This is a genomic window from Arthrobacter sp. 05T45 (assembly GCF_056395875.1).
The window spans coordinates 147,148-168,075 of the sequence record NZ_JBFTKI010000006.1; the positions used below are offsets into that span (position 1 = coordinate 147,148).

General features: G+C 66.8%; 20 protein-coding genes. 5 read left to right on the top strand and 15 right to left on the bottom strand.

What is annotated here, in order from left to right; translation table 11 throughout:
• Positions 1-3: 3 nt before the first annotated feature.
• From AC1DGD_RS09130 to AC1DGD_RS09185, 12 genes are all read right to left on the bottom strand, one after another.
• A complete protein-coding gene (locus AC1DGD_RS09130; RefSeq protein WP_476856592.1) occupies positions 4-639 on the bottom strand; it encodes a DedA family protein in 636 nt (211 codons plus the stop codon).
• A gap of 178 nt (positions 640-817) precedes the next feature.
• Positions 818-2,149 (bottom strand): thymidine phosphorylase, encoded by a 1,332-nt coding sequence (locus AC1DGD_RS09135; protein ID WP_476856593.1) that lies wholly within the window; start codon positions 2,147-2,149, stop codon positions 818-820.
• Positions 2,146-2,550, bottom strand: a complete 405-nt coding sequence (locus AC1DGD_RS09140) for a cytidine deaminase (RefSeq protein ID WP_476856594.1) — start codon at positions 2,548-2,550, stop codon at positions 2,146-2,148. The genes AC1DGD_RS09135 and AC1DGD_RS09140 overlap by 4 nt, the downstream gene beginning before the upstream one ends.
• Before the next feature lie 2 nt (positions 2,551-2,552).
• Positions 2,553-3,869 carry an ABC transporter permease gene (locus tag AC1DGD_RS09145; RefSeq protein WP_223914190.1) on the bottom strand — a complete coding sequence of 439 codons (1,317 nt, stop codon included), beginning with the start codon at positions 3,867-3,869 and terminating at the stop codon, positions 2,553-2,555.
• The gene (locus tag AC1DGD_RS09150; RefSeq protein WP_476849112.1) at positions 3,866-5,266 is read right to left on the bottom strand and encodes an ABC transporter permease; all 1,401 of its coding nucleotides are present in this window, start codon (positions 5,264-5,266) and stop codon (positions 3,866-3,868) included. Before AC1DGD_RS09150 ends, AC1DGD_RS09145 begins: the two co-directional genes overlap by 4 nt.
• Positions 5,259-6,950: an ABC transporter ATP-binding protein gene (locus AC1DGD_RS09155; RefSeq protein WP_476856595.1), complete on the bottom strand. Its 1,692-nt coding sequence runs from the start codon at positions 6,948-6,950 to the stop codon at positions 5,259-5,261. The genes AC1DGD_RS09150 and AC1DGD_RS09155 overlap by 8 nt, the downstream gene beginning before the upstream one ends.
• A gap of 163 nt (positions 6,951-7,113) precedes the next feature.
• Positions 7,114-8,220 carry a BMP family lipoprotein gene (locus AC1DGD_RS09160; protein ID WP_476856596.1) on the bottom strand — a complete coding sequence of 369 codons (1,107 nt, stop codon included), beginning with the start codon at positions 8,218-8,220 and terminating at the stop codon, positions 7,114-7,116.
• A 309-nt stretch (positions 8,221-8,529) separates the two neighbouring features.
• Positions 8,530-9,561, bottom strand: a complete 1,032-nt coding sequence (locus AC1DGD_RS09165; RefSeq protein WP_476856597.1) for an NADP-dependent oxidoreductase — start codon at positions 9,559-9,561, stop codon at positions 8,530-8,532.
• Positions 9,558-9,989 (bottom strand): organic hydroperoxide resistance protein, encoded by a 432-nt coding sequence (locus AC1DGD_RS09170; protein ID WP_028277343.1) that lies wholly within the window; start codon positions 9,987-9,989, stop codon positions 9,558-9,560. Before AC1DGD_RS09170 ends, AC1DGD_RS09165 begins: the two co-directional genes overlap by 4 nt.
• 166 nt (positions 9,990-10,155) lie before the next feature.
• Positions 10,156-10,620, bottom strand: a complete 465-nt coding sequence (locus AC1DGD_RS09175; protein WP_476856598.1) for a MarR family winged helix-turn-helix transcriptional regulator — start codon at positions 10,618-10,620, stop codon at positions 10,156-10,158.
• A 275-nt stretch (positions 10,621-10,895) separates the two neighbouring features.
• On the bottom strand, positions 10,896-12,095 hold the full coding sequence (locus tag AC1DGD_RS09180) for an amidohydrolase (RefSeq protein WP_476849117.1): 1,200 nt from the start codon (positions 12,093-12,095) through the stop codon (positions 10,896-10,898).
• A 97-nt stretch (positions 12,096-12,192) separates the two neighbouring features.
• The gene (locus AC1DGD_RS09185; protein WP_026537818.1) at positions 12,193-13,326 is read right to left on the bottom strand and encodes a mannose-1-phosphate guanylyltransferase; all 1,134 of its coding nucleotides are present in this window, start codon (positions 13,324-13,326) and stop codon (positions 12,193-12,195) included.
• 267 nt (positions 13,327-13,593) lie between these two features.
• Here AC1DGD_RS09185 and sdhC point away from each other — a divergent pair, with 267 nt between their 5' ends.
• The 5 genes from sdhC to AC1DGD_RS09210 all read left to right on the top strand — a co-directional run bounded on the left by sdhC (position 13,594) and on the right by AC1DGD_RS09210 (position 18,116).
• Positions 13,594-13,974, top strand: coding sequence for a succinate dehydrogenase, cytochrome b556 subunit (gene sdhC / locus AC1DGD_RS09190; protein WP_079553238.1), 381 nt, complete (start codon positions 13,594-13,596; stop codon positions 13,972-13,974).
• 3 nt (positions 13,975-13,977) lie between these two features.
• Complete coding sequence (locus AC1DGD_RS09195; protein ID WP_476849118.1) at positions 13,978-14,442, top strand: succinate dehydrogenase hydrophobic membrane anchor subunit; 465 nt, start codon at positions 13,978-13,980, stop codon at positions 14,440-14,442.
• 191 nt (positions 14,443-14,633) lie between these two features.
• On the top strand, positions 14,634-16,433 hold the full coding sequence (gene sdhA / locus AC1DGD_RS09200; protein ID WP_476849119.1) for a succinate dehydrogenase flavoprotein subunit: 1,800 nt from the start codon (positions 14,634-14,636) through the stop codon (positions 16,431-16,433).
• 1 nt (position 16,434) lies between these two features.
• The gene (locus AC1DGD_RS09205; RefSeq protein WP_026537821.1) at positions 16,435-17,217 is read left to right on the top strand and encodes a succinate dehydrogenase iron-sulfur subunit; all 783 of its coding nucleotides are present in this window, start codon (positions 16,435-16,437) and stop codon (positions 17,215-17,217) included.
• A 134-nt stretch (positions 17,218-17,351) separates the two neighbouring features.
• Positions 17,352-18,116, top strand: a complete 765-nt coding sequence (locus AC1DGD_RS09210; RefSeq protein ID WP_476856599.1) for an alpha/beta hydrolase family protein — start codon at positions 17,352-17,354, stop codon at positions 18,114-18,116.
• Here the strand turns inward: AC1DGD_RS09210 and AC1DGD_RS09215 are convergent.
• The 3 genes from AC1DGD_RS09215 to trpS are packed head-to-tail and all read right to left on the bottom strand — an operon-like array spanning position 18,079 to position 20,921.
• Entirely contained in the window at positions 18,079-19,245 is a 1,167-nt protein-coding gene (locus AC1DGD_RS09215; RefSeq protein ID WP_476849161.1) for a YihY/virulence factor BrkB family protein, read from the bottom strand. The genes AC1DGD_RS09210 and AC1DGD_RS09215 overlap by 38 nt on opposite strands.
• On the bottom strand, positions 19,190-19,801 hold the full coding sequence (locus tag AC1DGD_RS09220; protein ID WP_223914197.1) for a 2'-5' RNA ligase family protein: 612 nt from the start codon (positions 19,799-19,801) through the stop codon (positions 19,190-19,192). The genes AC1DGD_RS09215 and AC1DGD_RS09220 overlap by 56 nt, the downstream gene beginning before the upstream one ends.
• A gap of 4 nt (positions 19,802-19,805) precedes the next feature.
• On the bottom strand, positions 19,806-20,921 hold the full coding sequence (gene trpS, locus AC1DGD_RS09225; RefSeq protein WP_476856600.1) for a tryptophan--tRNA ligase: 1,116 nt from the start codon (positions 20,919-20,921) through the stop codon (positions 19,806-19,808).
• Positions 20,922-20,928: the final 7 nt, after the last annotated feature.

Here is a 20,928-nt window from a genome sequence, read left to right on the forward strand (position 1 = left end):
CGCCTAGGACTCGGCGGGCGGCACGGAATGCGTCGGTTCCTCCGGTGCGCGGCCGCGCACCCTGCTGATCACACGGTCCAGGACGACGCCCAGGACGATCGCGCAGACGATGGCAATGGCCGCGCCCAGCACGTGGTTTTCCTCAAACCACGGACCAACAGTCAGTCCGATCCCCACCGAGTAGCTGGCCCACAGCAGCGCCGAGAGCACCGTCAGACTGACGAATCTGCGCCACGGGTAGTGCGTGGCGCCGGCGGTCAGGTTTACGGCCACCCGCCCGATCGGGACGAAGCGCGCCACAAGGATCAGTGAGGCAGGCCGTTTCCGCAGTTCCCGGCCGGCCCAGCGGAAGGCCGCCTGCATGCGCGGGCCGCGCTGCCACGCCCAGCGCCGGATTCCGGTCCCGCGGCCGATCAGGTAAGCCATGTTGTCGCCCACCAGGGCCCCTGCGGCAGCCGTTGCGACCAGGAGCAGAGGGTTGGGGACGCCCGCAGTGGCGGCGACTGCAGCCAGGCCCACCACCACCGATTCGCTCGGAATCGGGGGGAAGAACCCGTCGATCACGCAGCAGGCGAAAACCAGGACGAGGACCCAGGGTTGCCCTGCGGCGGCGAGGATGAAGTCATTGATTGCCTGCACAGCTTCCTAACGCGCGGCGGGGCCAGATCTATCCAAGCGCAGGCTCGGCCGGGGCCGGGCCTGCGCTTGACGGGTACTGCTGTGGAGTCAGTGTAACGCCGGCTCCGGCCGCCGCTGCCCTCTCCCGTACGGCTGTTATCCCCAGGGTTTGGGCACCGTAAGGGATAGGGCAACGGGCTTAGGCGATGCGGTCGATGATGAGCTTCTGGGCGGGCCGGGAGCCCTCGGGGGCGATCACTGCGGCGTGTTCGAGCGCTTCCTTGGCACGCTCGAACTTCTCCGGTGTGTCCGTGAGCAGGGTCATGAGCGGTTCGCCTGCCTTGACTGTGGCGCCGGGCTTGGCGTGCATCCGCACCCCGGCACCGGCCTGGACCTGGTCCTCCTTGCGGGCGCGCCCGGCACCGAGCCGCCAGGCAGCGACGCCGACGGCCATCGCGTCGAGCTCCACCAGGACACCGTCGGCCGGGGCGTAGATGACCTCGGATTCCTTGGCGACCGGGAGCTTGGCGCGCGGGTCTCCGCCCTGGGCCTCGATCATCCGGTTCCAGACGTCCATGGCCCGGCCGTCCCGGAGTGCTGCCCGGGGATCGGCGTCGCGGATGCCGGCGCACGCCAGCATTTCCTCCGCGAGCCGGACGGTGAGTTCGACGACGTCGTCCGGGCCTCCGCCGGCGAGGACCTCCACGGATTCCTCGACCTCGATCGCGTTGCCCGCGGTCAGGCCCAGCGGCGTGTTCATGTTGGTGAGCAGGGCCACCGTGTTGACGCCGGCGTCCTTGCCCAGGGCCACCATGGTTTCGGCCAGTTCGCGGGCGCGGGCCTCGTCCTTCATGAACGCGCCGCTGCCCACCTTGACGTCGAGCACCAGCGAGCCGGTGCCTTCGGCGATCTTCTTGCTCATGATCGAGGAGGCGATCAGCGGGATGGCCTCCACTGTCCCGGTGACATCGCGGAGCGCGTAGAGCTTCTTGTCCGCCGGGGCCAGCCCGGCGCCGGCCGCGCAAATGACCGCGCCGACGTCCTGGAGCTGGGCCATCATTTCCTCATTGCTGAGGGCCGCACGCCAGCCCGGGATGGCCTCGAGCTTGTCCAGGGTGCCGCCGGTGTGGCCGAGGCCGCGGCCCGAGAGCTGCGGCACTGCCACGCCAAACACCGCTACAAGCGGAGCCAGCGGCAGGGTGATCTTGTCCCCGACGCCGCCGGTGGAGTGCTTGTCCGACGTCGCCTTCACGCCGCCGTCGGGCCGCCGCAGGCTGGAGAAGTCCATCCGCTCGCCGGAGGCGATCATGGCCGCCGTCCAGCGGGAGATCTCGGCCCGGTCCATGCCGTTGAGCAGGATGGCCATGTTCAGGGCGGCCATCTGTTCGTCGGCGATGGCGCCGCGGGTGTACGCGTCGATTGTCCAGTCGATCTGGGCCGGGCTGAGCACACCCTTGTCCCGCTTGATGCGGATGATGTCGACGGCGTCGAACGCTTCACTGTTGTTGGGGTTCTGTGTCGTTTGTGTCACCGGGGTTCCTCCAGGTGTTGGGGGCCAAAGGCATCGGGAAGGACCTGGTCCATGGTCTTGATTCCCTGCGTGGTCATGAGCTCCATGTCCGGAGCCCGGAATTCGTAGAGCAGCTGGCGGCAGCGCCCGCACGGCATGAGGACATTCCCGCCGGAATCGACGCAGTAGAAGGCGCGCAGCAATCCCCCGCCGGTCATCTGCAGGTTGCCCACCAGGGCGCACTCGGCGCACAGGGTCAGCCCGTAGCTGGCGTTTTCGACATTGCAGCCGCTGACGATCCGCCCGTCTCCGGTGAGGGCCGCGGCCCCCACCGGAAACTTCGAATACGGCGCATAGGCGTTCTTCATGGCGGACACTGCCGCGGCTTCGAGTGCAGCCCAGTCGACGTCGATGCTGTCCATTCTCAGCCCTTGATGTACGGTATGCCGTCAGCGGCCGGCGGCCGGGAGCGGCCGACGAGCCCGGCCACGGCAAACACGGTCACCACGTACGGCAGCATGGCCATGAACTGGCTCGGCACCGGGGTGCCGATGATCGTCACGATGCTCTGCAGGTTGTCGGCGAAGCCGAACAGCAGCGCGGCGAAGAACGCCCCGATCGGGTTCCAGCGGCCCAGGATCATGGCGGCGAGGGCAATGAAGCCGCGCCCGCCGGAGATTTCCTTGGTGAAGCTGTCGATCGCCACGAGGGTGAAGAACGATCCGCCGATCCCGGCGACGGCGCCGCCGAGCGTGACGTTCCAGAAGCGGGTCGCGTTGACCTTGATGCCCAGGGTGTCGGCCGCCTGCGGGTGCTCGCCCACGGCACGGACGCGCAGGCCCCACTTCGTCTTGAACAGTGCGACCCAGATCACGATGACTGCCACGTACATCAGGTAGCCCACCACGGACTGCTTGAAGAGGATGGGCCCGATCACGGGGATGCTGGACAGGACCGGGATATCGATGATGGGCAGCTCGGCGGGCGAGTTGTACTTCTCCGGATCGGACTGCATCACGGTGGTGAACAGGAAGCCGGTGAGCCCGGAGACCAGGACGTTGAGCACGACGCCGACGATGATCTGGTTGACCACGTACTTGATGCTGAACACTGCCAGCACCACCGACACAAGGGCGCCCGCCACGGCCGCCGCAAGCAGGCCCAGGTAGGGGTTGTGCGTCAGGCTGGCGACGAGCGCGGCCGTGAAGGCACCGCCCAGGAGCTGGCCTTCGATGGCGATGTTGACGACGCCGGCGCGTTCGCACAGCACACCTGAGAGGGAGCCGAAGACGATCGGCACGGCGAGGGTCACGGATCCGGCGATGAGGCCGGCCAGCGAAATACTGGGGGTCCGGGCGCCGCCCACCACCCAGATCAGGAAGGCGACCACGAACACGACGGTGAACACGGCCGGCACCCAGCGCGGGGGCCGCCGGTTCGCTCTCGCCTTCAGGACCAGGGCGTAGCCCGCGAGGCCCAGCAGGATCAGGGAGAGCACCATGCCGGACAGGAATGCGGGTACTTCGATCGCCGGGAGCTGGAAGAAGTCTCCGCTGGATGAAACGCCGAACTTGGCGTTCGCCTGCGGGCCCAGCAGTCCGAAGAAGATGAACGCTACGGTGGCCAGCACCGCAAGCGTGACCGGCAACTTCCAAGTCACGGGCTTGGCGGACACCGTCGGCCTGTGGTTCTTCTCCGGCTGGGGTTTTCCTTCAACGGGCGAGGTTGCTGTTGTGCTCATGCGGCACCTCCGGTGGTTGCGGCCTGCTTGGTTTTGCCGGCGGTCGCGGCCTTCTTCTTGCGCGGGTTGAGTCCGAAGATCGCCCGGACCAGCGGCGGCGCCGCGATGAACAGGACGATGAGTGACTGGACCACGAGCACGATGTCGATCGGAGTTCCGGTCTGGATCTGCATCTGGACAGCGCCTGCGCGGAAGGCCCCGAACAGCAGGCCGGCGGCGAAGGTGCCCCATGGCGAGGACCGTCCCAGCAGCGCGACCGTGATCGCGTCAAAGCCGTAGGTTGCCGCGACACCGTCGGTCAGGACCTTTTCGGTGCCCGCCACCTGTGCCACGCCGGCCAGGCCGGCCAGGCCACCGGCAATGGTCATCACCAGGATGGTGGCCCGGGAGACGTTGATGCCGGCGGTCAGGGCTGCCTTGGGGTTGGCCCCGACGGCACGGAATTCGAAACCGAGCGTGGAGCGGTTCAGCAGCCACGAAACAAACACGGTGGCCGCGATGGCCAGCAGGAATCCCAGGTGCAGCCGGTACTGGCTGCCGAAGATCAGCGGGTACGCGGCGCTGGGGTCCACGATGGGCGATATCGGCGTGTCCGCCCCCGGACGCTGGAACAAGTCAGTGTCGAGCAGGTAGCGCAGGAAATAGAGTGCGATGTAGTTGAACATGATGGTCACGATGACCTCGTGGGCGCCGGTCCGGGCTTTGAGCACGCCGACGATGCCGCCCCAGACGGCGCCGCCGATGACGCCGGCCACCAGGACCAGCAGCAGGTGTATCCCCAGCGGCAGGTGCAGCGCGAAGCCGACCCATGAGGCGAGGATGCCGGCCATGATGATCTGGCCCTGCGCACCGATGTTGAACAGGCCCGCGCGGAAGGCCAGGGCGACGCCGAGGCCGGCGGTGATCAGCGGGGTGGCGATGGTCAGCGTCTCCATGAGGGGGGCGAACTGTCCGGCCACGCCGTTCCCGCGGGGGTTGAAGACCGCGCCCTGGAAGAGGGCGACGTACGAATCGGTGGCGGCGGACCAGACGGCGATGAGGAAGTCACTGGGCCGGGCAAAGAGATAGCCCGCCGTGGTGCCGACAACCTTGTCCGTCATGGCGATGAGCAGGCCGCCGAGGATCAGTGCGAGCAGCACCGCCAGGATGGTCACGATGCCGTTGCCGGTGAAGATCTTGCGCAGCAGCGACTCCTCTTCCGGGGCACCCGGAAGAGCTCCGCTCTGGGTCGAGACCGGAACGGCCGATGGCTGGTGGGCGCCGCCCGCGGTGTCCAGCGAGGTGACGAAGTCTGCATCGTCCTCGAGCGGTTCAGGCTCCACGTCGGTGGCCTGCGATGCCGGAAGCCGGTCCGGGTCCGGTGCGGCCGCGGACCGCGGCTCGGTGTTCTCACTCATGGGGGTCTCCTACGGCGCCGGAGCCGGGCTCCTGCACGGACGGGGCGGCGGGGGCCGGGTTCATGGCCGGCTTCGTTGCGGGGTTTTCGGCCGGGGTGCCGGCCGGGTTTTCTGCTGCGTTCGCGGCCGGGTTTTCAGAAAGGGATCGGGCCGAGTGCCTGCCTGCTGCGTCGGTCTGGGCCTCGTCCGGGGAAACGCCGGCCATCATCAGGCCCAGGACGTCACGACCGGTGCCGGCCGGGACGATCCCGACCAGCCGGCCCTTGTACAGCACGGCGATCCGGTCGGCGAGTTCAATCACCTCGTCCAGTTCGGTGGAGACGATCATGACGGGCGTGCCGTGGTCCCGCTCCGCGACGATCCGCTTGTGCAGGAACTCGATGGAGCCCACGTCCACGCCGCGGGTGGGCTGGGAGGCGATGAAGAGCCGCAGCGGCCGGGAGAGCTCCCGGGCCATGACGACCTTCTGCTGGTTGCCGCCGGACAGGGTGCCGGCTGCCAGTGAGCCGGACGGGGTGCGGACGTCGAATTCCTCGATCCGGGTCTTGGCGTTCTCCAGGACCTTGGCCGGGCTCATGCTGATGCCCTTGGCGAACGGCGCCTGGTCGTAGCGGTCCAGGATCAGGTTCTCGGCGATGGAGAACGTGCCAATCAGCCCGTCGAGGGAGCGGTCCTCCGGGACGAACCCGACGCCGGCGTTGAGGACCTCCTTGACGCTGCGGCCCACGAGTTCTTCGCCGTCGAGGGTGATCGAGCCGTGGACCCGCTCGTGCAGGCCGAGGATGGCTTCGGTCAGCTCGGTTTGGCCGTTGCCCTGGACGCCGGCGACGGCGAGGATCTCGCCGCGGGCGATTCCGAAGCTGATCCCGTCCACCACGTGCTGGCCGTTGGGGGCGATGACCGTGAGGTCCTTGACCTCGAAGGTGGTCTCCTGCGGATTCGCGGGAGCCTTGTCCAGGGTCAGGCTCACGGCCCGGCCCACCATCATGGAAGCCAGCTCGGTGGTCGAGGCGCCGGGATCGGCCGAGCCCACTACCTTGCCGCGCCGGATGACGGTGATGGTGTCCGAAACGGCCTTCACCTCACGCAGCTTGTGGGAAATGAAGACGATCGAGGTGCCGTGGCTCTTGAGCTGGCGCATGATGTCCAGCAGTTCATCGGTGTCCTGCGGGGTCAGCACGGCCGTGGGCTCATCGAGGATGAGCACCTTGGCGTCGCGGACGAGTGCCTTGATGATCTCCACGCGCTGCTGCACGCCCACGGGGAGGTCTTCGATCAGCGCGTCGGGGTCGACGTCGAAACCGTACCGGTCCGAGATCTCCCGGATTTTCCGGCGGGTGTCATCCAGGTCCAGGAATCCGCCGGTCTTGGTGGTCTCCGCTCCCAGGGCAACGTTCTCCGCGACGGTGAAGACGGGGACCAGCATGAAGTGCTGGTGCACCATGCCGATGCCGGCCGCCATGGCGTCGCCGGGGCCGCGGAACGTGACCGGTTTGTCGTCGATTAGGATTTCGCCCTCTGTGGGCTCGTACAGTCCGTAGAGGACGTTCATCAGCGTGGACTTGCCAGCGCCGTTCTCACCGAGCAGACAGTGGATCTGCCCGGGTTCAACAACCACATCGATGTGATCGTTCGCTACCAGGGAGCCGAAGCGTTTGGTAATGCCCTTGAGTTCAAGTTTCAAAACTCTGACCAATCTCGAGGTGTCCGGACGGCTTGGTCCGGACGCGTAGGGGCGCTGCAGCACCAGCTTAGTGCCTGGGATCTGAGGCACTAAGGGCCGCAACGAAAAGCGCCACAGCCCGTGCGGTGGTGACCGGACGGGCCGTGGCGCTTAGCGGAGGAAGTTAGGCTTTCGGGCTGGCTGCGGATTCAACCTTCAGCTTGCCGTCGGCGATGTCCTTCTTGATCTGGTCCAGGTCGGACTTCAGTTCGGCCGAAACCTGGGAATCCATGTCGTGGAACGGGGCAAGCTGGACGCCGTCGTTCGCGAGGGTGCCAACGTACGGCTTGTTGGTGAACTGGCCGTCCTTGTCCTGCTTGACGACCGTCTCGACGGCCTCGCCCATCTGCTTCATGACGGAGGAGAGCATGATGTCCTTGTAATCCGGTGCCGTGAGGTAGCCGTCGGAGTCAACCCAGATGAGCTTGACGTCCTTGCCTGCTGCCTTGGCTTCCTGCAGGGCCGCGCCGGCACCCTTGCCGACCGGACCGGCGACGGGCATGACGATGTCTGCGCCCTGGTCCAGGAAGTTCTGGGTGAACTGCTTGCCCTTGTCCTGCTTTTCGAAGTCACCGGTGAAGGAGCCGTCCTGCTTGGCCTTGTCCCAGCCGAGAAGCTTGACGTCCTTGCCCTTCTTCTCGTTGTAGTACTTCACACCGTCGGCGAAACCGTCCATGAAGATGGTGACCGTGGGGATCTTGATGCCGCCGAACGTGGCGACCGTCCCGGTCTTGGTGGTGCCGGCTGCGAGGTAGCCGGCCAGGAATGCTGCCTGGGCGGTGTCGTAGATGATCGGCTTGACGTTGGCGACCGGGGTGTCATAGCCGAAGTCGATGATGGCGAAGTGCTTGTCCGGGTTCGCGGTGGCCTGGGACTTGGTGGCGTCGCCGAGCAGGAAGCCGACCGTGATGGTCAGGTTGCAGCCGGCGGAGACCATGGCGCGCAGGTTCGGTTCGAAGTCGTTGTTGGTCTTGGACTCGGCCTGGTTCATCTCGATGCCGAGATCCTTCTTGGCCTTCTGCAGTCCCTCGTAGGACGACTGGTTGAACGACTGGTCATCGAATCCACCCGAGTCGGACACGATGCAGCCCGTGTAGTTGCTGGCGGTGTTGGTGGCGGTGCTGGCCTCCGGGGCAGCTCCGCAGCCGGTCAGCAGGAGTGCAGCCGCGCCCGCGGTGGCAACGCCGGCCATTGATCCGCGCTTAAAGGTGGCACGCAGAGAGTTCTTCAATTTTCCTCCAGGAAGAAAGAGTAGGCGCTACGACGGAAGTTCAATGAGTGTCTGTCTGCGGTGTTCCGCTGATCTCTGTTGTCACTGATGGATTTCGCAGCACTGCGCCGAGGCGCACTTATGCAAGCTACTGTAGTGGCCTGCGCCACGTCCCGATAACACACGTCCCGGCGAATGCCCAGATTGTTGAGAACTTGTTACCTAGAGGTAGCCGGTGCCCGCCGCGACCACAGACGCCTCCGGCGCCGGTCCCCGCAGGAACCGGCGCCGGAGGCGTATGTGGCGGCACGGCGATTGCCGGGTGTCCGGCTACAGCCGCACGAGCATCTTGCCGGTATTGGCGCCGTCGAGCAGGTCCATGAAGGCCTGCGGGGCGTTCTCCAGCCCGTCCACCACCGTCTCGTCGTAACGGACCGTTCCGTCGGCCAGCCAGCCGGACATGGTCTCGACGAACTCGGCCATGTGCTGCCAGTAGCCGCCCACCAGGAAGCCCTTGAGCGTCAGTTGTTTGCCGATCGCCAGCATGAGGTTCCGCGGTGCCGGCGTCGGTTCGGTCGCGTTGTACTGGGCGATGGCCCCGCACATGGCCACCCGGCCACCGACCGTGAGGGCGGACAGCGCGGCTTCGAGGTGCTCGCCGCCGACGTTGTCGAAGTAGACGTCGATCCCGCGCTCACCCGCGGCCGCGGCGAGCTGTTCCGCCACGGGGCCGTCGTGGTAGTTGAACGCGGCATCGAAGCCGAGTTCGAGCAGGCGTGCCACCTTTTCCGGCGAGCCGGCGCTGCCGATCACCCGGGACGCGCCCATGGCCTTGGCGATCTGCCCGACGAGCGAGCCGACCGCGCCGGCGGCGCCGGAGACGAACACGGCGTCGCCGGGCTTGAATTCCGCGACCTTCAGCAGTCCCGCGTAGGCGGTCAGCCCGGTCATGCCGAGGGCGCCGAGGAATGCTGACGCGGGGGCCAGATCGGTGCGCGCCACCGTGGTGGCCGCGGCATCGACGACGGCGTATTCGCGCCAGCCGAGGCCGTGCACCACCGTGTCGCCCACAGCGCGGCCTTCGGCCCGGGACGCGATCACTTCGCCGACGGCGCCGCCGTCGAGGGCGGTATCCAGCGCAAACGGCGCGGAGTAGGACTTGACGTCGTTCATGCGTCCGCGCATGTACGGGTCCACCGAGATGAACAGGTTGCGGACCAGGACCTGGCCGTCCTGCAGTTCGGGCAGCGCCGACTCGGCGAGGCGGAAGTTCGCCGGGACGGGGCGGCCGTGGGGGCGGGACGCCAGCTGGATCTCGCGGGTGGTGGCGGGAAGGGTGAGAGTTTCGGTGTTGTTGCTCATGCGGCTACCTCCAGGATGGTGATGTCGACAGTGATGTTGCCGCGGGTGGCGTTGGAGTACGGGCAGATCTGGTGGGCCTTGGCCACGAGGGCCTCGGCCGTGTCCCGGTCCACGGCGGGCAGGGCGATCTCAAGTTCGGCGGCCAGACCGTAGCCGGCACCGTCCTCGAGAGCGCCGAAGTGGATCTTGGCGGCGACGGCGGAGTCCGTCAGGTCGGCGCGCTCCTTGCGTCCCACCAGGCGCAGGGCGGAGTGGAAGCACGCGGCGTAACCGGCGGCAAAGAGCTGTTCGGGGTTGGTGCCCGCGCCGTCACCGCCGAGTTCGACCGGGCTGGCAAGGGTGACGCTCAGCTTGCCGTCCTTGCTGATGGCGGTGCCGTCGCGGCCTTCGCCTGAGGCCAGGGCCTCTGCTGTGTAAAGGGTCTTCATGGTGATTCCGTTCTGTCGGCGGGAAGAAGGGGTTCAGCGGGGAACTCGCCGGAAGCCTGCGGAGTCGCCGTAAACTTCCGGCGAGCTGGCACGCCTCCCGCGATTTCGACGTCGGCCGTGGGGGCCTGGGAAGGGTGGTGGAGGGGGAAGGGCTTAAGGGAAGGGCTTAGTGGGAGGCGTGGAGCGCGTTCGTCAGCCGGCCCAGGGTGTCGCGGAGCTGGTCCAGTTCCGCGGCGGTGAGCCCGGCGGCGTCCGCCAGGCGCTGCGGGATGCCGCTGGCCTTGGCGCTCAGGGCGGCGCCGGCGCCGGTCAGGAAGATCTCCACGCGGCGCTCGTCCTCGGCGGAGCGGCGGCGCTGGACGAGTCCGAGCGCTTCGAGCCGCTTGAGCAGCGGCGAGAGCGTGCCGGAGTCCAGGCCCAGCTCCTCCCCCAGTTCACGCACGCTGCGCGGCTCCGCTTCCCAGAGCACCAGCATGGCGAGGTACTGCGGGTAGGTCAGGCCGAGCTCCTCGAGCATGGGCCGGTAGGCGGCCGTGGCGGCACGTGAGGCAGAGTACATCGCAAAACACACCTGCCGGTTCAGGCGGAGCGCTTCCGGGCCGTCCGTGCGGGCCTCTTCTGACGTGGTCATGACTCCACCGTACCGCACAATTTAGTTGCGTGCAATTCAGTTGTGCACAACTGAATTGCGGAGCAGGAACCGGCATCGACGTAGAAGGGGCCGCCGCGGCACGATTCCCCGTCGCTGCCGCCGAGTTTCCCCACGTTTGACGGGTGCCGACGGCGTGTCGGCCCGCACCGCCGGCGTGTCCCGGCGTCGTGCCGGAATAGGTGGGGAAACTCCGTGCGGCGGTCCTGGCCGGGTGCAGCAGGGCGGGCCCGGTGTAGAAGCCCGGGCGGAACGGCTTACAGGTCGCGGATGGTGCGCAGGGCCGCCGCCGTGAGCACCTGGATGCCCAGGCCCAGCGCCCGCTCATCGACGATGTAGTCGCCGCGGTGAAGGTCGTATTCTTCCCCGCCTGGCGTCTTCGTGCCGAGGCGCATCATGGCGCCGGGGGTGTCGGCCAGGAACCAGGCAAAGTCTTCCCCGCCCATGGACTGCGGGGTCAGGACCACGGCGCCCTCGCCGATTTCGGCGCGGGCCGCGGCCTCGATCAGCGCGGTCTCGTGCTCGGAGTTGACCACCGGCGGCACGCCGCGGGTGTGTTCCAGGTGGACATCGACGCCGTACGGCTCGGCGACCTGCCGGATGATGTCGTCGAGCAGCTCGCCGGCGTCGTGCCAGGCGTCGCGGTCCAGGCAGCGCATGGTGCCGGCCATGTAGCCGCTGCCCGGGATGGCGTTCGGGGCCGAGCCCGCGGAAATCTGCCCCCAGACCACGGACACGCCGCTGCGGACATCGACGCGGCGCGAGAGCACTGCGGGAACGTTGACCGCGATCTGCGCCAAGGCGAAAACCAGCTCCTCGGTCAGGTGCGGGCGCGAGGTGTGGCCGCCGCGGCCGGAGAGTTCAATCTTGATGGTGTCCGAGGCGGAGGTGATCGCCCCGATCCGGGTGCCGATCTTGCCGATCTCGATCCGGGGGTCGCAGTGCAGCGCCAGGATGCGCGGCACGCCTTCCAGGACACCCTGTTCGATGCACGAGGTGGCGCCGCCGGGCATGGTTTCCTCGGCCGGCTGGAAGATGATCCGGACGGTCCCGCTCAGCGGGGACGCCTCGTGCATGCGCTGCAGGACCAGCGCGATCCCAAGCATGGTGGCAGTGTGGACGTCGTGGCCGCAGGCATGGGTCACGCCGTGGTTCTTCGAGGCGAACTCAAGGCCAGTTTCCTCGATGATCGGCAGGGCATCGATATCCCCGCGCAGTGCGGTGGCGATGGGACCCTGCCCGACGTCGACCGTCAGGCCAGTGCCCTCGAGGCGGCGCGGCTTGAGCCCGGCTTCCTCGAGCCGTTTCGCCAGCTTATCGGTGGTGCGGAACTCCTTGAACGAAAGTTCCGGATGCGCATGGAGGTCGCGGCGGAAAGCGATCAGCTCCGGCAGGAGGGGCTCCAGCCACGGCCCCACGAGAGTCGTGGGCTCAGCTTCAGTCGAATAGTTGCGCACGGAATAACTCTATCGAGCGGCCAAAGAATAGCGGCATCGGGTACGGCGCGTTACGGATTGCTGAACATTGCACAGGCCGTGATCCGCTCCCCTCCGCCTACAGGACGTCGGTGTCGCCCTTGGCCTTGATGGCATCCACGGCCTGCTTGACCCGCTGCGAGTGTTCCTTGGTGGTGACCAGCAGGGCGTCCGGGGTGTCAACGATCACGACGTCCTTGATGCCGATCAGGGCGATCACCCGCTTGGTATCGGAGACCACCACGCCGCTCGCGTTCTCGGTGAAGACGCGTGCGCCCTCGCCCAGGACCGTGACCTCGTCGACTTCCTTGGCGCTGTTGAGCCGGCCCACGGAGGCGAAGTCCCCGACGTCGTCCCAGAGGAACGTTCCGGGCACCACGGCGACGTCGCCGGCGGCGGCGGCGGGCTCGGCGACGGCGTAGTCAATGGCGATCTTGGGCAGCGTGGGCCACACCCGGGCAGTGACGGCGTCGCGCTCCGGAGTGTCCCAGGCCTTGGCGATCTCCTGGAGTCCGGCGAAGAGCTCGGGCTGGTTGGCTTCGAGGTGCTTGAGCATCAGCGAGACCGGGGCCACGAACATGCCCGCGTTCCAGACATATTCGCCGCTGTCGACGTACTCCTGGGCCACTTCCTCGCTGGGCTTCTCCACGAACTCCACCACGGACTGCGCACTGGGCGCGTCCGGGATGTGGAGGTTCGCGCCGGAACGGATATAGCCGAATCCGGTGGAGGGATGGGTCGGCTTGATGCCGATGGTGACGATCTTCCCCGCGGCCGCGGTGTAGACGGCTTCACGGACGGCGTCCTGGAAGAGGTCGTCCGGGCTGATGACCTGGTCCGCGGCGAACGAGCCCATGATGATGTCCGGGTCCCGCTCGTGCAGGATGGCCGCGGCGAGGCCGATCGCAGCACCGGAGTCCTTGGGTTCGCTCTCCAGGACCAAGTCGGCTTCCAGGACCTCAGGCAGCTGGCGGCAGACGGCTGCCCTGTGGGCGGAGCCGGTCACCACCAGCACGTGCTTGCCGGCGACGGGCTGGAGGCGGTCATAGGTCGCGCGCAGCAGAGTACTGCCCGAACCGGTGAGGTCGTGAAGGAATTTCGGGGCCGCTGCCCGTGACAGGGGCCAGAGGCGGGTCCCCACCCCGCCCGCCGGAATAACCGCAATAAAACGGTCCAGCGGTGAATCCTGGCTTGTCACTTTGTCTGTAGTCATCACGGCTACTTTAGCCGACGGCGGCCAATTCGGTCCGAATTGGGCCGGGATCAGGCCCTGCCGGCGCCTGCGACCACGGCCAAATGTGGCGTTCGTCTCAAAACAAACGCAAAACCGCGCCGGGGCCTGTCAACAAGGAGTTCCCAAATTGAATAAGCTGTGAGCGAAGCCTAGATTTAGGCTTGAGCTTACGAGTGCTCTCGCAGCAGGCGTTCCCCCCGCGTGGATCCCATGCCAGCGCCGCTGTGTTGCAGGGAGGTTTATTCAGTGCCGACAAAACCAGCTGGCACCTTGTACCGCGGCCGTGAAGGCATGTGGTCCTGGGTTGGACACCGCATTACCGGTGTAGTGATTTTCTTCTTCTTGTTGGTCCACGTGCTGGACACCTCATTGGTGCGTGTGTCCCCCGAGGCCTACACCGCAGTGATTGGTGCCTACAAGAACCCCCTCATGGCCCTGGGTGAAACGGGCCTTGTCGCGGCGATCGTGTTCCACGCCTTCAACGGCCTGCGGATCATCGCCGTCGACTTCTGGAAGAAGGGTGCCAAGTACCAGCGTCAGATGCTCTGGACGGTCCTGGGCCTCTGGGTCGTCGTCATGGTCGGCTTCTCCATCCGCCACCTGTCCCTCGCCCTTGGAGGTCACTAAGCCATGACTGCAACCATTCAGAGTCCACGCAGTGGAAAGATCCAGCCCAAGTACCGCCGCACTGGCGGTTCCAAGGGCAACTTCGAGATGCTCGCCTGGCTCTTCATGCGCCTCTCCGGCGTCGTGCTGGTGGTGCTGATCTTCGGCCACCTGACGGTGAACCTGCTGGTCGGCGAGGGCATCCACGCGATCGACTTCGGCTTTGTGGCCGGCAAGTGGGCCGACCCGTTCTGGCAGTTCTGGGACCTGGCCATGCTGTGGCTCGCCATGCTGCACGGCACCAACGGCGTCCGCACGATCATCAATGACTACGCCGAGAAGGACGCAACGCGCCTTTGGCTGAAGATTGTGCTCTATGCGGCCACCACGGTCATCATCATCCTGGGCACCCTGGTCATCTTCACGTTCAATCCGTGCCCCGTGGCCAACGGCGTCCAGCTTCCCGGCGGTTTCTGCCCCGCGCCTTAGGGCGCAGCCGATACGACTCAGCCGTAGCGGCGGAACCGCCGCGGACAGCAGCCCGTCCGGGCAGGAATCCGCGGTCCGTCACGGCAACTGATCTTGCCTGCCGAACGCAGGCGCAGATTGCACGAGACTTCACCGGGCAGGCGCGGCCTGCCGGTGGTTTATAGCGAATTTTGAGAGAAAGAGCGTCTGGTATGCAGGTCCATAAGTACGACGTCGTGATCGTCGGTGCCGGTGGCGCCGGAATGCGCGCGGCGATCGAATCAGGTCAGCGCGCCCGAACAGCAGTACTGACCAAGCTCTACCCCACGCGGTCCCACACCGGCGCGGCGCAGGGCGGCATGTGTGCAGCCCTGGCCAACGTCGAGGAAGACAACTGGGAGTGGCACACCTTCGACACCATCAAGGGCGGCGACTACCTGGTTGACCAGGACGCCGCCGAGGTCATGGCGAAGGAAGCGATCGACGCCGTCCTGGACCTGGAAAAGATGGGCCTGCCGTTCAACCGCACGCCCGAGGGCCGCATTGACCAGCGCCGCTTCGGTGGCCACACCCGCGATCACGGCAAGGCACCGGTCCGCCGCGCCTGCTACGCCGCCGACCGCACCGGCCACATGATCCTGCAGACCCTGTACCAGAACTGCGTCAAGCACAACGTCGAGTTCTACAACGAGTACTACGTCCTGGACCTGCTGACCGTCGAAGAGGACGCTGTCCGCGAGGACGGCACGCCGTACAAGCAGAAGCGCGTGGCCGGCGTCGTGTCCTACGACCTCGCCTCCGGCGAGCTGCACGTCTTCCAGGCCAAGTCCGTGGTGTTCGCCTCCGGCGGCGCCGGCAAGGTCTTCAAGACCACCTCCAACGCCCACACCCTGACCGGTGACGGCATGGGCATCGCGTTCCGCCGGGGCATCCCCCTGGAGGACATGGAATTCTTCCAGTTCCACCCGACAGGTCTGGCCGGCCTGGGCATCCTGCTCTCCGAGGCCGCCCGCGGCGAAGGCGCGATCCTGCGCAACTCCGAGGGTGAACGCTTCATGGAGCGCTACGCGCCCACCATCAAGGACCTCGCCCCGCGCGACATCGTGGCCCGCTCCATGGCCAACGAAGTCCGTGAGGGACGAGGCTGCGGCCCGAACAAGGACTACGTCCTCCTGGACCTGACGCACCTTGAGCCTGCACACATCGATGCCAAGCTGCCGGACATCACCGAGTTCGCCCGCACCTACCTGGGTGTGGAGCCGTACACGGAGCCGGTTCCGGTGTTCCCGACGGCCCACTACGCCATGGGCGGCATCCCCACGAACATCAGCGCCGAGGTCCTCCAGGACAACGACACGGTGGTCCCGGGCCTCTACGCCGCCGGCGAGGTCGCCTGCGTCTCCGTCCACGGCTCCAACCGTCTGGGCACCAACTCGCTGCTGGACATCAACGTGTTCGGCAAGCGCGCCGGTATCGCCGCCGCCGAGTATGCCAAAACCGCCGACTTCGTGGAGCTCCCCGTTGACCCGGAGGCCTACACGCTGAACCTGCTGGAGCACGTCCGCACCTCTGACGGCACCGAGAAGGTCGCTGCGATCCGCAAGGAACTGCAGGACACCATGGACGCCAACATGCAGGTGTTCCGCACCGCCGACACGCTGAACCAGGTCCTGAAGGACATTGCCTCCTTCGAGGAGCGGTACCAGCGCATCAGCGTCCAGGACAAGGGCAAGCGCTTCAACCTGGACCTGCTCGAGGCCGTGGAGCTGGGCTTCCTGCTCGAGCTCGCCAAGGTCATGACCGTGGCGGCCCTGCACCGCGAGGAATCCCGCGGCGGCCACTTCCGCGAGGACTTCCCCGAGCGCGACGACGAAAAATTCATGAAGCACTCCATGGCGTACAAGGATGACCACGCCCCGGCGGACGGTTCCGCCGAGTCGATTGCCGGCATCCGGCTTGCCACCAAACCGGTGGTCTTTACGCGCTACGAGCCGATGGTGAGGAAGTACTAAGATGAGCGCTGAACTCGCTGAGCCAGCATCCAAGATCGAACTGCCCGCCGGCGTCGGCGGGGGCGGGGAAATCCCGTCCTTCGACGTCACGCTGCGCGTGCGCCGCTACAACCCCGAGGTCTCCGAGGACGCCACGTGGGATGACTTCAAGGTCACCATGTACGGCACCGACCGTGTCCTGGACGCCCTGCACAAGATCAAGTGGGAGATGGACGGCAGCGTCTCCTTCCGCCGGTCCTGCGCCCACGGCGTCTGCGGCTCCGATGCCATGCGCATCAACGGCCGCAACCGCCTCGCCTGCAAGACCCTGCTGAAGGACCTGGACACGTCCAAACCCATCACGGTCGAGCCCATCAAGGGCCTGCCGGTGGAGAAGGACCTGATCGTGGACATGGAGCCGTTCTTCCAGTCCTTCCGCGAAGTCATGCCGTTCCTGATCAACCGTGGCCACGAGCCCACCAAGGAACGCCTGCAGTCGGCCGAGGACCGCGAACGGTTCGATGACACCACCAAGTGCATCCTGTGCGCCGCGTGCACCTCGTCCTGCCCGGTGTTCTGGACCGACGGGCAGTACTTCGGCCCGGCGGCGATCGTCAACGCGCACCGCTTCATTTTCGATTCCCGTGATGACGCCGGCGACATGCGCCTGGAGATCCTCAACGACAAGGAAGGCGTGTGGCGCTGCCGCACCACCTTCAACTGCACCGAAGCATGCCCCCGCGGCATCCAGGTCACGCAGGCAATCGCTGAGGTCAAGCAGGCCATCCTGTCCCGCAAGGTCTAAGGACCGGTTCCACCGGCCCGCATTACCGGCTTCACCTTCAGTAGTTACCGACGACGGCGCCTCTCACCTTCCGGGTGGGGGCGCCGCCGTCGTTTCCGCCCTCAATGATTCGCCCTCACACGAAAGGGGACGCTTTGTCCCACTCAGAAAAAGTCTCGTTCCTGGGTTCCACCGGCGAGCTGCTCTCCGGCGTGCTGGACCTGCCGGAGGGCCCGGTCAAGGGCTGGGGTGTTTTCTCGCACGGCTTCACCCTGGGCAAGGACAGCCCCTCGGCGTCGCGGATGTGCAAGGCCCTGGCGGACAACGGCGTGGGCATGCTCCGGTTCGACAACGTAGGGCTCGGAGAGTCGGCGGGAATGTGGTCGGAGGGGTCCTTCAGCCACAAGGTGGCCGACACCGTCAAGGCCGCAGAATTCATGCGGGACTCAGACCGGCGGGTTTCCCTGCTGGTGGGCCACTCGTTTGGCGGCGCGGCCGTCCTATCCGCCGCGCGGCAGATCCCGGAGCTGAGGGCCGTGGCCACCGTGGGTGCCCCCTTCTCCCCCAAGCACGTGGCCCACGTCTTTGACGCGGCCCTGGACCGGATCCTGAGCGAGGGAAGCGCCGAGGTGGACCTCGGCGGCAAGCGGGTGGAGATCCGCCGGCACTTCGTCGAGGACCTTGAAAACGCGGACCTGACGGACTGCATCCGGCAGCTGCACAAGCCGCTCATGGTGCTGCACTCCCCCACCGACAATACGGTCGGGATCGAAAACGCCAGCACCATCTTCCAGACGGCACGCCACCCGCGCAGCTTCGTCTCGCTGGAGGGCAGCGACCATCTCCTGACCGGCAAAGGCCAGGCGGCCCGTGCGGCGAAGATTATTTCGGCGTGGGCCGACCAGTACCTCGACGCCTGAACGCGGCGGCCAGCGGCCTGCGGCGGACCCGCGGCTCTACCGGGGTTTTACCCGGCTGGACGCGCCGGGCACCCCAGCCCGTGGTCGCGGCGGCGGGCCCGGCCTTGAGGTCCTCTTCCCGGATCGCCACCCACGCGGCGCAGATCACGTAGACCTGGCTGACCAGGTTGAACCAGATCAGCAGGCCGATGATGATGGCGAAGGGCGCCAGAATGGGGTTCTTGCCCGCGCTGGCCAGCAGCTGGGTGCTGAAGATCTGCAGGATGGTGGTGCCCACCGCGGCGAGAGTGGTCCCTTCCAGCAGGGAGCGCCGGGCTGGCTTCAGCCCGGCGGCCACCCGGTACATGATCACGGCGGTGCCCCAGCCGAGCAGCAGCGGGACGAGGATCGTGACGGAGGTCGTCAGCGGCCCGGCAACTATCGGTTCGAGGCCCAGCTGCCCGGTAACCCATCCGGCGGCCGTGCCGAAGATCAGCGAGGCGGCGGAACTGACTACCAGGGCCAGCCCCATCAGCAGCAGCGTGCCGACGTCCTTGAGTATCTGCAGGATCGGATTCATCACCAAAGGGCCGAGCTGCATCATGCTCCGCATACCGTCGCGGATGCCGCTGATCCAGCCCAGGGACGTGAACACCGTCACCACGGCGGCGATCCCGGCGGCCCAACCCAGGCTGGTGGGGTTCAGCAGCGCATAGGGGTCAACCAGCCCCTCGCTGCCGTCGACCTGCAACAGGCCGGGCGCGGCGGCGGCCACACTCCTGATGACCTGGTCCAGCAGGGCCGGGTGGTCGCTGAGCACGAGGCCCGCCAAGGACAAGCCAGTGGCCAACAGGCCCGTGATGGAGAAAAACATCCGGAAGCCGATGCCGGCACTCAACAGCGGGCCACGCTGACGCAGGTAGTGCGAGTATGCGCGCAGGGGCAGCAGCATGTTCAGCCGGGCCAGGAGCCAGTTCATCATCGCGATCAGGGACGCGACCATGCCGCCGCCGGAGCGCCGGGCCCGGCCCCATTCGACCCTCTTGCGGATGACTTCCAGTTTCAGCCCGGCCAGATCGGTGGGGAGCGGCGGCTTATCGGGCGCCTGCGGTGCCGTCCGGGCCTCTGTCGTGGTCAGGTTTGGTCCCAAAATCAAGCTCTTCCCGTAGCTGCCAGATGCCGTTGTCATCGTGCTCGTAAAGTCCCATGCTAGCCACAGGAAACGTGGCCCTGTAATCCTTCAGGACCGTTTCGGCCTCGTCGAGGCTTTCCGGGGCGACATCGTGGGCCACGGTGACGTGCGGGTGGTAACCGAACGGCAGTTCCCGCTCCAGGGGGCCGGACTGCAGCTGGCGGTGCAGGTTCACGCAGTCCCCGAAGCCGTCCTCTACGTTCAGGAAGACCACCGGGGACACCGGCCGGAAAGACCCGGTCCCTGCGATGGTCACAGTGAAGGGCTCCTGCCGCCGTGCCACGTCCCGGACATGGCGCTGGGTCGCGGCCCAGTCCTTGGTCATGGTGGTGGTGACCAGCGTGATGTGGGCCGGGACGACGGCGGCCATGGGATCCCCGAAGGATGCCCGCCAGCGCTGGAGCTCCTCAGCGATGTCCGCCGGGAATCTCAGGATCACACCGATGCTGATGCCTTCGCTGCGCTGTCCGTTCGACGTGGCGGCTTTCGCGGTGACTTTGCTGACGGAGGACATTGACCTAGCGGACTCCCTGGGCGCCGGCATAGGGCAGGAAACCCACCTTGGCGTAGACGTCGCGCAGGGTCACCGAGGCAATCTCCCGGGCCTTGTCCGCGCCGAGGCCCAGCAGCCGGTCCAGCTCCGCGGGATCGTCCAGCAGCTCCTTGGCCCGGTTCCGGATCGGGGTCAGGTGCTCCGTGACCACCTCGGCGAGGTCCGCCTTCAGGTGGCCGTACATCTTTCCCTCATAGGCGGTGACGAGGGCGTCGACGCTTTGCCCGGTGATCGAGGAGTAGATGGTCAGCAGGTTGGACACGCCCGGCTTCGCCTCCCGGTCGAACCGGATCTCGGTCTCCGTGTCGGTCACGGCGGACTTGATCCGCTTGGCCGTGACCTTGGGCTCGTCCAGCAGGTTGATCAGCCCTGCCGGCGACTCCGCAGACTTGGACATCTTGGCGGTGGGGTGCTGCAGATCGTAGATCTTCGCGGATTCCTTCTGGATGAAGGGCTGCGGCACTGTGAACGTGTCGCCGAAGCGGGAGTTGAACCGCTGGGCCAGGTCACGGCTGAGTTCCACGTGCTGGCGCTGGTCCTCGCCGACGGGGACACCGTGCGGCTGGTACAGCAGGATGTCGGCTGCCTGCAGGATGGGGTAGGTGAACAGCCCGACGCTGGCGTGGTCAGAACCCTGTTTGTGCGCCTTGTCCTTGAACTGGGTCATCCGGGACGCCTCGCCGAAGCCGGTGATGCAGTTCAGGACCCACGCCAGCTGGGCGTGCTCGGGCACCTGGGACTGGACGAAGAGCGTGCACTTGTCGACGTCGACGCCGCCGGCAATGTACTGCGCGGCCGTGACCCGGGTGCGGTGCGCCAGCTCGGCAGGATCCTGCGGAACGGTGATCGCGTGCAGGTCCGGGATGAAGAAGATGGCGTCGTACTCGTCCTGCATCCGGACCCAGTTCACGAGGGCGCCGAGGTAGTTGCCAAGGTGCAGGGAGTCGGCGGAGGGCTGCATGCCGGAGAGGATGCGGTGCCGGGCCGCGGTGGCCGCAGAGGCGTCCTTCGCGGTGGCAGTCTGAGCGTCGGGGGCGGCGCCGTTCTGGGTCACAGTGGTCGCAGTTGAAGTGGTGGTCATTCGTGGA

What these genes read in the sequence shown, in the direction of transcription:
- AC1DGD_RS09220 (WP_223914197.1), bottom strand. Translation starts at nt 19,801, where the DNA reads ATGTCCTCCGTCAGCAAAGTCACCGCGAAAGCCGCCACGTCGAACGGA.
- AC1DGD_RS09145 (WP_223914190.1), bottom strand. Translation starts at nt 3,869, where the DNA reads ATGAGCACAACAGCAACCTCGCCCGTTGAAGGAAAACCCCAGCCGGAG.
- AC1DGD_RS09175 (WP_476856598.1), bottom strand. Translation starts at nt 10,620, where the DNA reads ATGACCACGTCAGAAGAGGCCCGCACGGACGGCCCGGAAGCGCTCCGC.
- AC1DGD_RS09170 (WP_028277343.1), bottom strand. Translation starts at nt 9,989, where the DNA reads ATGAAGACCCTTTACACAGCAGAGGCCCTGGCCTCAGGCGAAGGCCGC.
- AC1DGD_RS09205 (WP_026537821.1), top strand. Translation starts at nt 16,435, where the DNA reads ATGAGCGCTGAACTCGCTGAGCCAGCATCCAAGATCGAACTGCCCGCC.
- AC1DGD_RS09195 (WP_476849118.1), top strand. Translation starts at nt 13,978, where the DNA reads ATGACTGCAACCATTCAGAGTCCACGCAGTGGAAAGATCCAGCCCAAG.
- AC1DGD_RS09150 (WP_476849112.1), bottom strand. Translation starts at nt 5,266, where the DNA reads ATGAGTGAGAACACCGAGCCGCGGTCCGCGGCCGCACCGGACCCGGAC.
- AC1DGD_RS09185 (WP_026537818.1), bottom strand. Translation starts at nt 13,326, where the DNA reads ATGACTACAGACAAAGTGACAAGCCAGGATTCACCGCTGGACCGTTTT.
- AC1DGD_RS09165 (WP_476856597.1), bottom strand. Translation starts at nt 9,561, where the DNA reads ATGAGCAACAACACCGAAACTCTCACCCTTCCCGCCACCACCCGCGAG.
- sdhA (WP_476849119.1), top strand. Translation starts at nt 14,634, where the DNA reads ATGCAGGTCCATAAGTACGACGTCGTGATCGTCGGTGCCGGTGGCGCC.
- trpS (WP_476856600.1), bottom strand. Translation starts at nt 20,921, where the DNA reads ATGACCACCACTTCAACTGCGACCACTGTGACCCAGAACGGCGCCGCC.
- AC1DGD_RS09140 (WP_476856594.1), bottom strand. Translation starts at nt 2,550, where the DNA reads ATGGACAGCATCGACGTCGACTGGGCTGCACTCGAAGCCGCGGCAGTG.